Below are 13,031 nucleotides of genomic sequence, written 5' to 3'. Positions count from 1 at the left end.
GCCGGCAGATGTACGAGGGTGCCATCCAGGACCTGATCGACGAGCTGGGCCGGCTGCCGGGCGTCGGCCCGAAGAGTGCCCAGCGGATCGCCTTCCACGTCCTGTCGGCGGATCCCGCCGACGTGAACCGGCTGGCCGGCGCGCTGCGCAAGGTCAAGGAGCTGGTGCGGTTCTGCACGACCTGCTACAACGTGGCCGAGTCGGAGCAGTGCCGGATCTGCCGTGACCCGCGGCGCACGGACGAGGTGCTCTGCGTGGTCGAGGAGCCGAAGGACGTCGTGGCGATCGAGCGGACCGGCGAGTTCCGGGGCCGCTACCACGTGCTCGGCGGCGCCATCAACCCGCTGGAGGGCATCGGCCCGGACAACCTGCGGATCCGGGAGCTGATGACCCGGCTGGGCGGGGGCGCGGTCCGCGAGCTGATCCTCGCCACCGACCCGAACACCGAGGGCGAGGCGACCGCGACCTATCTGGCGCTGATGGTGAAGCCGATGGGCATCGCGGTGACCCGGCTCGCCAGCGGCCTGCCGGTCGGCGGCGACCTGGAGTACGCCGACGAGATCACCCTGGGCCGCGCGTTCGAGGGCCGCCGGGCGATCTGACCGGAGCGAACGAACAAGCCGGCCGGTCCCGTGAAGGGGCCGGCCGGCCTTGTTCGCGTATCCGGAATGTGGGATGCGTGCGATTCGCCACGTGCACGCCACCCGGCCGGCGACTGGCCGGTTTTGCGGTGATCCGTCCGATCCCACTATCTGCTCTCGGCTGTGACAGTCCTGTTTGTCGGGAGATCGGAAGCTGTCAGACCCGGCCACTTGGTGTCGGCTTGATAGCGATTGCCTCGCGGGCGTTCCGCATTCTGTGTGTCGTGTCATAGCCTCCCGCACACGGACTGAGTCACAGCTCGGCGTGGACACATGCGCATGACAGAGGTGAGAGATGCAGGCGAGCAGGCTTAAAGCGGCCGTGGCCCTCGCGGCCGCCGCCGCTCTGGCGGTCGGGGCGTCCGGCTGCGCGAAGAGCGAGCGCGACGACGACAGCAGTGGGGCCAAGACCGGCGGCACGTTCGTCTTCGCGGGCGCCGGTAACCCCAAGAACTTCGACCCGATCTTCAACGACGACGGTGAGTCCTTCCGGCCGATCCGCCAGATGTACGACACCCTCGTGCAGAACAAGCCGGGTACGGCCGATCTGCAGGGCGCCCTGGCGGAGAGCTGGGAGCACGACCCCGACGGCAAGGTCTGGACCTTCCACCTGCGCAAGAACGTGAAGTTCCACGACGGCACCCCGTTCAACGCCGCCGCGGTCTGCTTCAACTTCGACCGCTGGTTCAACATGAAGGGCGCCGCCGCGCAGTCCCAGATGATCTACTACTCGGACGTCTTCGGCGGCTTCGCCAAGAACGAGGCCGAGGGCGTCGGCGAGCCGGTCTACAACAAGTGCGAGGCCAAGGACGACGGCACCGCCGTCGTCACGATGAACCGGTACAAGGGTGCCTTCCCCGGCGCCTTCGCGCTGACCGCGCTCTCGATCGCCAGCCCCGAGGCGCTCAAGAAGTACGACGCCGACACGGTGAAGCAGAACGGCGACTCGTTCGAGTACAGCGCGTTCGCCAACGAGCACCCGGTGGGCACCGGCCCGTTCACCTTCGGTGGCTGGGACAAGGCCAAGGGTGAGATCACCCTGAACCGGAACCCCGACTACTGGGGCGAGAAGGCCAAGGTCGACAAGCTCGTCATCAAGATCATCGAGGACGAGAACACCCGCAAGCAGGAGCTGCGGGCGGGCACCGTCCAGGGCATCGACTTCCCGGCTCCGGCCGACCGGAAGGCGCTCTCCGGCGAGGGCTTCCAGGTCCTCGACCGCCCGGCGTTCAACATCCTCTACCTCGGCTTCAACCAGAAGAACCCGAAGCTGAAGGACCTGCGGGTGCGCCAGGCGATCGCCTACGCCCTCAACCGCCAGCAGCTCGTCCAGACCAAGGGCCCGGGTGGCACCAAGGTCGCCGACGAGTTCATGCCGGACACGGTGCTCGGCTACGCCCAGGACGTGCAGAAGTACGACTACAACGTCGACAAGGCCAAGCAGCTGCTCAAGGAGGCGGGCGCCGAGAACCTGACGCTCAACTTCTACTACCCGACCGACGTCTCCCGGCCGTACATGCCGAACCCGCAGGAGATCTTCACCGTCCTGGCCAACGACCTGCAGGCCGTCGGCATCAAGGTCAACGGTGTGGCCCGCCCGTGGAACGGTGGTTACAAGGACGACGTGCAGCAGTTCGGCAAGCACGACCTGCACATCCTCGGCTGGACCGGTGACTACAACGACCCGGGCAACTTCGTCGGCACCTTCTTCGGCCGCGCCAAGGTCGAGTTCGGCGACCAGGCGATGACCGAGATGTTCGACGCCATCACCAAGGCCGACGGCACGGTCGACGAGGCCGGCAAGAAGGCCGCGTGGGAGCAGGTCAACCGCGACATCGCCGCCAAGTGGCTGCCGGCCGTGCCGGTCTGGCACGCCCCGCCGGCCATCGTGGTCACCAAGGACGTCAAGGGTCTGGTCGCCAGCCCCCTGACCGACGAGCGGTTCAACACCGTCAGCGTCGGCTGAAGCGCTACTGACCGCTGACGCCGTACGCGGAATCGGCCCGGGCCGGGCTCTCTCTCCCGGCCCGGGCCGACCCGCTGTTACCGAGAATCTGGTGTGTGAGAGATGTTGCGAGTCATAGTCCGCCGCCTGCTGCAGCTGGTGGTGACCCTGATAGGGCTGTCCGCGCTGGTCTTCATCTGGCTGCGGAACCTCCCCGGCGGCCCGGTCGAGGCGCTGCTCGGTGAGCGGGCCACGCCGGAGCGGCGCGCCCTGCTGATCAAGGCACTCGGCTACGACCAGCCGATCCTGGTGCAGTACGCCAAGTTCATGCAGCGCCTGCTGACCGGCGACTTCGGCAACTCGATCCGGAGCGGCGACCCGGTCACCGAGGTGATCGGCCGCGCCTTCCCGGCCACCATCGAGCTGGCCGCGGCCGCCATGATCATCGCCATCGGTCTCGGCGTGCCGCTCGGCTACCTCGCCGCCCGGCACCGCGGCCGGCTGCTGGACAACATGAGCATCGCCGGCACCCTGCTCGGCATCTCGATCCCGATCTTCTTCCTGGGCTACCTGCTCAAGGACGTCTTCACCCAGAACATGCACTGGTTCCCGCCCTCGGGCCGGATCAGCACCGGGGTGGACAACACCGACGTGACCGGCTTCTTCATCCTCGACGGGCTGCTCACGCGGGAGTTCGACGCCGTCGGCGACGCGCTCTGGCACCTGATCCTGCCGGCGCTCACCCTGGCCACCATCCCGCTCGCGGTGATCGTCCGGATCACCCGGGCCAGCGTGCTCGACGTGCTCAACGAGGACTTCGTCCGCACCGCCGAGGCGAAGGGCCTGCGGCACAAGACCATCCGGGGCCGGCACATCCTGCGGAACGCCCTGCTGCCGGTGGTCACCACCATCGGCCTGCAGACCGGCGCGCTGCTCTCCGGCGCGGTGCTTACCGAGCGGGTCTACAACTGGGGCGGCCTCGGCACGCTGATCTACAACTCGATCAGCGGCGGCCGCGACTACCCGGTGCTCCAGGCGCTGATCCTGCTGGCCGCGCTGGTCTTCGTGCTGGTCAACCTCCTGGTCGACCTCTCCTACGCCTTCATCGACCCGAGGGTGCGTGTGCGATGAGTGACCCGATCACCCGGCCCACGGTGGGCACCCCACGCGAGAGCGTGGACCCCGCCGCCGTCGAGGAGAAGCGCGAGGGGACCCTGCCGCGCGGCATCGACCGGCTCGGCGAGCGCAAGCGCGCCCGGCTGGAGCAACTGGCCCAGGCCACCGCCGACAAGGGCGGCGTGAGCCTGGTCCGGGACGCGTTCCGCCGGCTGCGGCGCAACCCGACGGCGATCGTCGGCGCGTCCATCGTGGCGCTCTTCATCCTGATCGCGATCTTCGCGCCGCTGCTCGCGCCGCACGACCCCGCGCAGCGCTTCGACGAGCTGACGAAGAACCTCACCGTCGACAACATCCCCGGAGCCAGCAGCGAGTTCCCGCTCGGTTCCGACCCGCTGGGCCGGGACTTCCTGTCCCGCATGATCCACGGCAGCCGGCAGACCCTCTTCGTCGGCGTGCTCGCCACGCTCATCGGGTTGGCCCTGGGCGTGCTGGTCGGCGCGATCGCCGGCGCCTTCGGCGGCTGGGTCGACAACATCCTGATGCGCTTCACCGACGTGATGCTGGCGCTGCCGGCCCTGCTGCTGGCGATCAGCCTGGTGGCCATGGCGAGCCGGTCCAGCCAGTGGACGGTGATCCTGGCGGTGGCCATCGTCAACGTGCCGATCTTCGCCCGGCTGCTACGCGGTTCGATGCTCGCCCAACGGGAGAGCGACCACGTGCTGGCCGCCCGGGCGCTCGGCGTCAAGCAGGGGTCGATCGTGCTCCGGCACATGCTGCCCAACGCGATGACCGCCGTGATCGTCCAGGCCACGCTGACCCTCTCCACCGCGATCCTGGAGGCGGCGTCGCTCTCCTTCCTCGGTCTCGGTGACCCCGACATCAACCGCGCCGAGTGGGGCCTGATGCTCGGTGTGGACGGGCAGCGCTACTTCGAGGTCCGGCCGGAACTGGCCTACTTCCCGGCCGTCGCGATCATCGTGGTCGCGCTGGGCTTCACCCTGCTGGGTGAGGGCATGCGCGAGGCGATCGACCCGAAGAGCCGGCGGTGACGGCGATGCGGACCAAGGACCAGCACCGTGAGGAAGTGACCCGATGAGCCTGCTCGACGTACGCGATCTGAGCGTGGTGTTCCAGCGTCGCGGTGAGCGGCCGTTCACCGCGGTCGACAAGGTCAGCTTCAGCGTGGAGCCGGGGCAGACCGTGGGCCTGGTCGGCGAGTCCGGCTGCGGCAAGAGCGTGACCAGCCTGGCGATCATGGGCCTGCTGCCCCGGCGGGGCAACAAGGTCACCGGCGAGGTCAACTTCGACGGCGCCGACCTGCTGAAGCTGCGCCCGGACGACCTGCGGGACCGGCGCGGCCGGGACATCGGCATGATCTTTCAGGACCCGCTGTCCTCGCTGAACCCCGTCATTCCGATCGGCATCCAGGTGGCCGAGGTGCTGGAGCGGCACCGCGGGATGGACCGCAAGGCGGCCATGAAGGAGGCCCGGGAGCTGCTCGACGCGGTCGGCATCCCGGACCCGATGCGGCGGCTCAAGGAATACCCGCACCAGATCTCCGGCGGCATGCGGCAGCGCGCGCTGATCGCCATCGCGCTGGCCTGCAAGCCGCGGCTGCTCATCGCGGACGAGCCGACCACCGCGCTGGACGTGACCATCCAGGCGCAGATCCTCACCCTGCTCAAGCAGCTCGTCGACGAGACCGGCACCGCCCTGATCATGATCACGCACGACCTGGGCGTGGTGGCCGGCCTCTGCGACACCGTCAACGTGCTCTACGGCGGCAAGGTGGTCGAGCGGGCCGCGCGGCACGAGCTGTTCGCCCGGCCGCGGCACCCGTACACGCACGGGCTGCTCAACTCGGTGCCACGGCTGGACTCGCCGCGGGGCGAGCGGCTGCACGCCATCCGAGGCTCGGTGGCCGACAACATCCCGTGGGTCGAGGGCTGCGCGTTCGCCCCCCGCTGCGACAACGTGGTGGACGCCTGCCTGGAGGGCACCCCTCCGCTCGAACCCACCGCGACCGGCGGCGACCTGCGCTGCAACAACCCCGTTTCCGAGGAGGTGGCGGTGCCGTGACCGAGTCGACCGAGCGGACCGGACCACTTGTCGAACTGCGCGACGTCAAGGTCCACTTCCCGATCAAGAGCGGTGTGCTCTTCGACCGCACCGTCGGTCACGTCTACGCCGTCGACGGCGTCTCGCTCTCCATCAACAAGGGCGAGACGTACGGGCTGGTGGGCGAGTCGGGGTGCGGCAAGTCCACCCTGGGCCGGGGCCTGCTGCGGCTGGTCGAGCCGACCGACGGCGAAATCGTCTTCGACGGCACCGACATCCGCGCGCTCAAGGGCGAGTCGATGCGCCGGATGCGCCGCCGCATCCAGATGATCTTCCAGGACCCGCTGTCCAGCCTCGACCCCCGCCAGTCGGTGGAGTCGCTGCTGGTCGAGGGGCTCAAGGCGCACGGCCTGGCCAAGGACAAGGCGGCCACCGCCAAGCGGCTCCGGGAGGCGCTCGCCGCGGTCGGCCTGCCCGCCTCGGCGCTGAGCAAGTACCCGCACGAGTTCTCCGGCGGTCAGCGGCAGCGCATCGGCATCGCCCGGGCGCTGGTGCTCGACCCCGACCTGATCGTCGCCGACGAGCCGGTCTCCGCGCTGGACGTGTCGATCCAGGCGCAGGTGATCAACCTGCTGGAGGAACTGCAGAACGAGCACGGCCTGACGTACCTGATCATCGCCCACGACCTGGCGGTGGTCCGGCACATCGCCGACACGGTCGGGGTGATGTACCTCGGCGGCCTGGTGGAGGAGGCGTCCAGCGACGACCTCTACCGGGAGCCGATGCACCCGTACACCAAGGCGCTCATGTCGGCGGTGCCGGTGCCGGACCCGCAGGTGGAGGACCGGCGGGAGCGGATCCTGCTCGCCGGCGACCTGCCCTCGCCGACGAACCCGCCGGCCGGCTGCCGCTTCCACACCCGCTGCCCGTGGGCACAGCCGACCCGTTGCGCCGAGGAACGGCCGGCGCTGCGCGAGGTGCTGGGCGGGCACCGGGTGGCCTGCCACTACGCGGAGGACATCGCGGCCGGCCGGATCCGGCCGCACGAGGTGGAGCCGGAACTGGTCCGGCCCGACGACGGCGCCGCGCCGGGCGACACCGGAGAGCTGATCCCGACGCCGTGACGTGAGCGGCGCCGCGCCGGGCGGCTGATCCCGACGCCGTGACGTGACGACGCGAGGCCCCTTCCCTGGGCGGGGAAGGGGCCTCGTCGCGTGCGGAGCGGGTCAGCCCTCGGGGCGGTGGAGCAGGGCCACCGCGACGGTGTGCACGGCGTCCAGCGCGGCCGGGTCGGCCAGCGGCACCCGGCCACCGGTCACCGCGTACCACTCGTCGGCGTCCTTGTACTGCACCCGCAGGGTGACGTGCCCGTCGGCGTACTCGGTGCGCAGCGTCAGGTCGCCGGTCACCACGCCGACCTCGTCGGTCATCACCCCGCCCGGGCCGGCGGTGATGTCGCTGGTCCGTTCCGGGGCGCCGGGCGCCGGCGGGGCCGCCGCGGGCGCCGTCGGGGTGGCGTCGGCGGACATCCCGGCCCCGGAGACGTCGGCGGGGGCAGCCGGCGTGCCGTCGGCCGTCATGCCGGCCGAGGTCGGGCCGGGCGCGGTCGCGCCGCCGGCGGCCGCCGCGGCGTCCCCGCCGGTGGTGTCCGGCGTTCCCTCCGGCGCCGGCGCGCCGCCGGCCCCGGTCACGGCTTGTTCGCCCATGTGCAGCCCTCCAACATGTCGGTGAGGGCGGCCTTCTCGGCAGTGGTCACCGTCAGCCGCCAGTAGTGCTTGACCGTCACCCAGTCCGCGGCGTACTGGCACCAGAACGACCGGTTCGCCGGCTTCCACTGGGACGGGTCCTGGTCACCCTTTGCCCGGTTGGAACGGAGGGAAACCGCGATGAGCTGCGGCCGGGTCAGGTCGTTGGCGAAGTCGCCGCGCTTCGAGTCGTCCCACTCGTCGGCACCGGAGCGCCAGGCGTTGGCCAGCGGCACCATGTGGTCGATGTCCACGTCGGCCGGATCGGCCAGCGTGAGCCCGTCGTACGCGCTCTCCCAGCGGCCGCCCACCACGTTGCAGCCGGAGAGCTTGATGCCCTCGCCGTCGCGCTGCAGCACGCTGTCCCGCACGTCGCAGTTCTTGCCGGTGTCCCGCCAGTGCGGGAAGCGGGTCCGGCTGTAGCCCTTCATCGAACCGGCGGCGGCGACGGTCAGCTCACCGAGCTGCTGGTCGACGTTGCCGGCGCTGCTGGGCGGCGTGTCCGGCTCGTCGACCGGCACGCATCCGGTGGCGCCGAGGGCGAGCACCGCGGTGAGCGCGGCGGCCATCCCGGCACGGGCTCCTGATCTCGTACGCACAGACGACACCTCTCCAGCTTGCGTGCTCCCGGCGAGTCCGCACAGTACCCGGCGACGGTTTCCCAGATTCGTGGCGTCGGAAGTGGAGGGCCCGGCAGAGTGGTTACCCATGACCGCACCCGCTCCCGCGCTGCGTATCGGCACCGCCGCCGGGCGCGGCACCCTGCTCGCGGCGATCCTCGCCTCCGGCATGGTCTTCCTGGACAGCACCGTCGTCAACGTGGCGCTGCCCCGGCTCGGCGCCGAACTCGACGCCACCGTCGCCGGTCTGCAGTGGACGGTCAACGGGTACCTGCTCATGCTGGCCGCCTTCGTGCTGCTCGGCGGCGCGCTCGGCGACCGGTTCGGGCGGCGGCGGGTCTTCCTGCTCGGGGTGGTGTGGTTCGCCGTGGCGTCGATGCTCTGCGGGTTCGCCCAGGGCACCGGCTGGCTGATCGCCGCCCGGTTCCTCCAGGGCGCCGGCGGGGCGCTGCTCACCCCCGGCTCGCTCGCCGTGCTCCAGGCCAGCTTCCACCCGGACGACCGGGCCCGGGCGATCGGCACCTGGTCCGGGCTCTCCGGGGTGTCCACCGCGCTCGGCCCGCTCCTCGGCGGCTGGCTGATCGACACGCTCTCCTGGCGGTGGATCTTCTTCGTCAACGTGCCGCTGGCCGTCGGGGTGGTGTTCGCCGCGCTGCACTGGGTGCCGGAGAGCCGGGACGAGGCCGCCTCGCGTACCGGAGCCGGCCGGACGTTCGACGTGGCGGGCACGCTGCTCGGCGCCCTGGCCCTCGGCGGCGTCACGTACGCCCTCATCGACGCGCCGGCGCGTGGCGCCGGCTCCCCGGCGGTGCTGGCCGCGGCGGTGGTCGGGGTGCTCGGCGCGGTGGTTTTCGTGCTGGTGGAGCGGCGCCGCGGCGACACCGCCATGCTGCCCACCGGGCTGTTCGGCAGCCGGCTCTTCTCGGTGTTGAACATCTTCACGGTGGTCGTCTACGCGGCCCTCGGCGGCTTCACCTTCTTCCTCGCCGTCTACCTGCAGAACGTGGTCGGCTGGTCGGCGCTGCTCACCGGCCTGGCCACCGTGCCGATGACCCTGCTGCTGCTGGTCGGCTCGGCCCGGGCCGGTGCGCTCGCCGCGCGGATCGGCCCCCGGCTGCCGCTCACCGTCGGCCCGGTGGTGGCCGCGGCCGGCCTGCTGCTGCTGCGCCGGGTCGGCCCCGGGGCGTCGTACTGGGTGGACGTGCTGCCCGGGGTCCTCCTGTTCGGCGCGGGGCTCACCCTGGTGGTCGCCCCGCTGACCGCGTCCGTGCTGGCCGCGGTGGCGGACCGGTTCGCCGGGGTGGCGAGCGGCTTCAACAACGCCGCCGCCCGGGCCGGCGGCCTGCTCGCGGTGGCCGCGCTGCCGCTGCTGGTCGGCCTCTCCGGCGGCGGCTACGAGCAGAAGGCCGCGCTGGCCGGCGCGTTCCGCGGGGCGATGCTCTGGTGCGCCGGCCTGCTGCTGGCCGGGGCGGTGCTGGCCGGGCTGCTGATCCACCGGCCGGAGCGGACCGCACCCGGCGCCCAGCCCTGCCCGTCGCTGCCCGCCTCGACGCCGCCGGACAAGTGAGAGGCCCCCCGTCGACGGGGGGCCTCTCGCTCGACGAACTCAGGCGCGGGCGCGGTTGACCGCGCTGGTGACCGCCTTGATGGAGGCGGTCACGATGTTGGCGTCCATCCCGACGCCCCAGACGGTCCGGCCGTCCACCTCGCACTCGACGTACGCGGCGGCCTGCGCGTCACCGCCGGAGGAGAGCGCGTGCTCGTGGTAGTCGAGCACGCGTACCGCCACGCCCAGCGACTGGAGCGCGTTGACGTACGCGTCGATGGGGCCGTTGCCGACCGCGGTGAGCGGGTGGACCTCGCCGTCGTAGCCGACCCGGGCCTCGATCTCGACCTTGCCCTCGGCGGTGCCGATGGCGTAGCCGGCCAGGGTGACCGCCGGGTCGACCTGGTGGTCGACCAGATAGTTGCGGGCGAAGATCTCCCACATGGTGCCCGGCTCGACCTCGCCGCCGTCGTGGTCGGTGACCTGCTGGACCACGCCGGAGAACTCGATCTGGAGGCGGCGCGGCAGGTCGAGCTGGTGCTCGGACTTCATGATGTACGCGACGCCGCCCTTGCCGGACTGCGAGTTGACCCGGATGACCGCCTCGTAGGTGCGGCCCAGGTCCTTGGGGTCGATCGGCAGGTAGGGCACGGCCCAGGTGAACTCGTCGACCGGCACCCCGGCCGCCGCCGCGTCGGTGTGCAGCGCGTCGAAGCCCTTCTTGATCGCGTCCTGGTGCGAGCCGGAGAAGGCGGTGTAGACCAGGTCGCCCGCGTACGGGTGGCGCTCGTGCACCGGCAGCTGGTTGCAGTATTCGACGGCGCGCTTGACCTCGTCGATGTTCGAGAAGTCGATCATCGGGTCGATGCCCTGCGAGAACAGGTTCAGCCCCAGGGTGACCAGGTCGACGTTGCCGGTGCGCTCGCCGTTGCCGAACAGGCAGCCCTCGATCCGGTCGGCGCCGGCCAGCAGGCCCAGCTCGGCGGCGGCCACCCCGGTGCCCCGGTCGTTGTGCGGGTGCAGGCTCAGCACCAGGCTGTCCCGGCGGGGCAGGCGCCGGTGCATCCACTCGATCGAGTCGGCGTAGACGTTCGGCATGGCCATCTCGACGGTCGCCGGCAGGTTGACGATCAGCTTCCGGTCCGGGGTGGGGTCGACCACCTCGATGACCTTGGCGCAGACCTCCAGCGCGTACTCCAGCTCGGTGCCGGTGTACGACTCCGGCGAGTACTCGTAGTGGATGTCGGTGTCCGGGGTGTGGATCTCCGCGTACTTCTGGCAGAGCCGGGCGCCGGTCGTGGCGATGTCGGTGATGCCGTCCCGGTCCAGGCCGAAGACCACCCGGCGCTGCAGCGTCGAGGTGGAGTTGTAGAAGTGCACGATGGCCCGGCGCGCGCCGCGCAGCGACTCGAAGGTCCGGTCGATCAGGTGCTCCCGGCACTGGGTCAGCACCTGGATGGTGACGTCCTCCGGGATGAGGTCCTGCTCGATCAGCTGCCGGACGAAGTCGTAGTCGGTCTGGCTGGCCGAGGGGAAGCCGACCTCGATCTCCTTGTAGCCCATCTGCACCAGGAGCTGGAACATCCGGCGCTTGCGCTCCGGCGACATCGGGTCGATCAGGGCCTGGTTGCCGTCGCGGAGGTCGACGGCGCACCAGCGGGGCGCGGCCTCGACGCGGCGGGTGGGCCAGGCGCGGTCGGGCAGCTCGAAGCGGAACTGCTGGTCATAGGGCAGGTAACGCTGGAACGGCATCCGGCTGGGGCGCTGGCGGGCGATCGGATCGGTCTCGGCGTCGGTGACAGGTTGAGCCATCTCGGAGTGCTCCCTGGGAACATGTGGCGTCAGCAGATCGGAAGGTGTCGGCGAGATGCCGGGCGACGGTGCGCGGCGGTGCCGAGAAGAAGTTCGGATGTGCTGGACGGCGCGGTTCAACTCCGCGACGAGGTGCCGGCCGGTCAGGCCTCGTCGCGGCAGCCAAGAAGAAGGTACGCGCGCCACATGACAGGGTCACCCTACGTGGTGGGACGGGTGGTGGGAAGGCAGGTCCGGACTATGGGACCGGTGTCACGGTCTTTTCCGGTGCCACGGCGCCCAGCCGCGGCGTCCGGCCGGCCCAGGCCACCACGGGCACGATCGCCAGCCCGACCAGCGCGAAGACCGCCGCCGTCGGGTACCAGCCCCAGCCGCCGGTGGTCACCCCCAGGGCGGTGAGCCCCGCCGGGGCGATCAGGTACTGCAACTGCGTGCCGAGCCGGAACGCCCCCACGTACGCGCCGCGCTGGGTGGCGGGCGGCAGGGTGGCGGTGAGCCCCCAGGTGCCCGCCGACTCGACCAGCTCGGCCACGATCAGCAGCAGCGCGGCGGCCACCAGCACCACCACCGTGAGGGTGCCCCGGGTCACCCCGGACACCGGCAGGACCAGGCAGAACAGGGCGATCAGCAGGGCGCCCCGGCGGGACGCCCGGGCGGCGCCCGGCGCGGTGTCGGCGCCCCGGCTGGCCCGTACCTGGAGCAGCACGATGAGGACCGTGTTGAGCAGCACCAGCCCGGCGATCACCGTCTTCGGCGCGTCGGTGTGGGTGAGGATCCAGAGCGGCATCACCGTCAGGTAGAGCGTCTGGTGCGCGGTGAGCAGTCCCGAGAGCAGGGACACCGCCATGAACGGGCGGTCGCGCAGCACGGCGAGCCGGCTCATCGGCTCGGCCGGCCGGGCCACCTCGGGCAGCCGGGGCAGCCGCCGCACGAAGAGCGACGTCACCAGGAAGACCGCCGCGATGAACCAGACCATCCCCCGGTACGCCGCGATCGTGTCCACCGCCAGCACCAGGCCGCTGATCGCGGCGCCGAGCCCGAACCCGACGTTCAGCAACGAGCGTTGGTAGGCCATCGCGGTGACCCGTTCGGCCGGTGGGAGCGCGTTGATCGAGTAGACCTGCCGGGCCACGCCGGCCGCGGCGTCCACGGCGGCCAGCGCCACCACCACGGCGAGGAACCCGGCGAACCCGCCCACGAACGGGTACGTCGCGAAGAGCGCCCCGTCCAGCACCAGCGCGACAACCCAGACCCGCTGCGGCCCGTACCGGTCGGTGAGCCCGCCCAGCGGCACCGTGCCCAGCAGCGACACCCCGGCCGCGATGGACAGGCCCAGCCCGACCTGGGCGGCGCTGAGCCCGAGCGCCCGGGTGAAGAAGACGGCGCTGCCGGCCTGGAACAGGCCGTTGCCGACGGCGTAGACCATGGCCTGCACGGCCAGGGCGCGGGTCAGCCCGGCCGGCGGTACGACGTGCCGGACGGCGGTGCGGATGGTGTCTCTGGCCCCCATGGCCGGTGAGTGAACCGCGCCCCCCACGTTCCGGT

11 protein-coding genes are annotated in these 13,031 nt (G+C 71.3%); 7 read left to right on the top strand and 4 right to left on the bottom strand.

Annotated elements, in window-relative coordinates; translation table 11 throughout:
• Positions 1 to 8: 8 nt before the first annotated feature.
• From recR to ACQP12_RS32050, 6 genes are all read left to right on the top strand, one after another.
• Positions 9 to 602, top strand: coding sequence for a recombination mediator RecR (recR, locus tag ACQP12_RS32075; RefSeq protein WP_091316841.1), 594 nt, complete (start codon positions 9 to 11; stop codon positions 600 to 602).
• A 334-nt stretch (positions 603 to 936) separates the two neighbouring features.
• Positions 937 to 2,607 (top strand): ABC transporter substrate-binding protein, encoded by a 1,671-nt coding sequence (locus ACQP12_RS32070; protein WP_357941913.1) that lies wholly within the window; start codon positions 937 to 939, stop codon positions 2,605 to 2,607.
• Positions 2,608 to 2,709: 102 nt separating this feature from the next.
• Positions 2,710 to 3,717, top strand: coding sequence for an ABC transporter permease (locus ACQP12_RS32065; protein ID WP_357941911.1), 1,008 nt, complete (start codon positions 2,710 to 2,712; stop codon positions 3,715 to 3,717).
• Positions 3,714 to 4,754, top strand: a complete 1,041-nt coding sequence (locus tag ACQP12_RS32060) for an ABC transporter permease (protein ID WP_433283760.1) — start codon at positions 3,714 to 3,716, stop codon at positions 4,752 to 4,754. Before ACQP12_RS32065 ends, ACQP12_RS32060 begins: the two co-directional genes overlap by 4 nt.
• Before the next feature lie 43 nt (positions 4,755 to 4,797).
• A complete protein-coding gene (locus ACQP12_RS32055) occupies positions 4,798 to 5,784 on the top strand; it encodes an ABC transporter ATP-binding protein (RefSeq protein ID WP_433283758.1) in 987 nt (328 codons plus the stop codon).
• Positions 5,781 to 6,887: an ABC transporter ATP-binding protein gene (locus tag ACQP12_RS32050; protein ID WP_151462318.1), complete on the top strand. Its 1,107-nt coding sequence runs from the start codon at positions 5,781 to 5,783 to the stop codon at positions 6,885 to 6,887. The genes ACQP12_RS32055 and ACQP12_RS32050 overlap by 4 nt, the downstream gene beginning before the upstream one ends.
• 102 nt (positions 6,888 to 6,989) lie before the next feature.
• Here ACQP12_RS32050 and ACQP12_RS32045 read toward each other — a convergent pair whose 3' ends face one another.
• Both ACQP12_RS32045 and ACQP12_RS32040 read right to left on the bottom strand, forming a co-directional pair.
• Positions 6,990 to 7,469, bottom strand: coding sequence for a hypothetical protein (locus ACQP12_RS32045; RefSeq protein WP_357941904.1), 480 nt, complete (start codon positions 7,467 to 7,469; stop codon positions 6,990 to 6,992).
• Complete coding sequence (locus ACQP12_RS32040; protein WP_357942006.1) at positions 7,451 to 8,077, bottom strand: HNH endonuclease family protein; 627 nt, start codon at positions 8,075 to 8,077, stop codon at positions 7,451 to 7,453. The genes ACQP12_RS32045 and ACQP12_RS32040 overlap by 19 nt, the downstream gene beginning before the upstream one ends.
• A 139-nt stretch (positions 8,078 to 8,216) precedes the next feature.
• Here ACQP12_RS32040 and ACQP12_RS32035 point away from each other — a divergent pair, with 139 nt between their 5' ends.
• Complete coding sequence (locus ACQP12_RS32035; protein ID WP_433283755.1) at positions 8,217 to 9,695, top strand: MFS transporter; 1,479 nt, start codon at positions 8,217 to 8,219, stop codon at positions 9,693 to 9,695.
• Between the two features lie 39 nt (positions 9,696 to 9,734).
• Here the strand turns inward: ACQP12_RS32035 and leuA are convergent, their stop codons facing one another.
• Positions 9,735 to 11,486: a 2-isopropylmalate synthase gene (leuA, locus tag ACQP12_RS32030; protein WP_433283753.1), complete on the bottom strand. Its 1,752-nt coding sequence runs from the start codon at positions 11,484 to 11,486 to the stop codon at positions 9,735 to 9,737.
• Positions 11,487 to 11,724: 238 nt separating this feature from the next.
• Complete coding sequence (locus tag ACQP12_RS32025; RefSeq protein WP_433283751.1) at positions 11,725 to 12,996, bottom strand: MFS transporter; 1,272 nt, start codon at positions 12,994 to 12,996, stop codon at positions 11,725 to 11,727.
• Positions 12,997 to 13,031 lie beyond the last annotated feature (35 nt).

This window comes from Micromonospora sp. CA-244673 (assembly GCF_050948395.1).
In the GTDB taxonomy this organism is placed as follows: domain Bacteria; phylum Actinomycetota; class Actinomycetes; order Mycobacteriales; family Micromonosporaceae; genus Micromonospora.
The sequence above is the reverse complement of the archived record's forward strand: the minus strand, read 5'-3'. Positions and strand labels throughout refer to the sequence as shown.

What these genes read in the sequence shown, in the direction of transcription:
- recR (WP_091316841.1), top strand. Translation starts at nt 9, where the DNA reads ATGTACGAGGGTGCCATCCAGGACCTGATCGACGAGCTGGGCCGGCTG.
- ACQP12_RS32070 (WP_357941913.1), top strand. Translation starts at nt 937, where the DNA reads ATGCAGGCGAGCAGGCTTAAAGCGGCCGTGGCCCTCGCGGCCGCCGCC.
- ACQP12_RS32065 (WP_357941911.1), top strand. Translation starts at nt 2,710, where the DNA reads ATGTTGCGAGTCATAGTCCGCCGCCTGCTGCAGCTGGTGGTGACCCTG.
- ACQP12_RS32060 (WP_433283760.1), top strand. Translation starts at nt 3,714, where the DNA reads ATGAGTGACCCGATCACCCGGCCCACGGTGGGCACCCCACGCGAGAGC.
- ACQP12_RS32055 (WP_433283758.1), top strand. Translation starts at nt 4,798, where the DNA reads ATGAGCCTGCTCGACGTACGCGATCTGAGCGTGGTGTTCCAGCGTCGC.
- ACQP12_RS32045 (WP_357941904.1), bottom strand. Translation starts at nt 7,469, where the DNA reads ATGGGCGAACAAGCCGTGACCGGGGCCGGCGGCGCGCCGGCGCCGGAG.
- ACQP12_RS32040 (WP_357942006.1), bottom strand. Translation starts at nt 8,077, where the DNA reads ATGGCCGCCGCGCTCACCGCGGTGCTCGCCCTCGGCGCCACCGGATGC.
- ACQP12_RS32035 (WP_433283755.1), top strand. Translation starts at nt 8,217, where the DNA reads ATGACCGCACCCGCTCCCGCGCTGCGTATCGGCACCGCCGCCGGGCGC.
- leuA (WP_433283753.1), bottom strand. Translation starts at nt 11,486, where the DNA reads ATGGCTCAACCTGTCACCGACGCCGAGACCGATCCGATCGCCCGCCAG.
- ACQP12_RS32025 (WP_433283751.1), bottom strand. Translation starts at nt 12,996, where the DNA reads ATGGGGGCCAGAGACACCATCCGCACCGCCGTCCGGCACGTCGTACCG.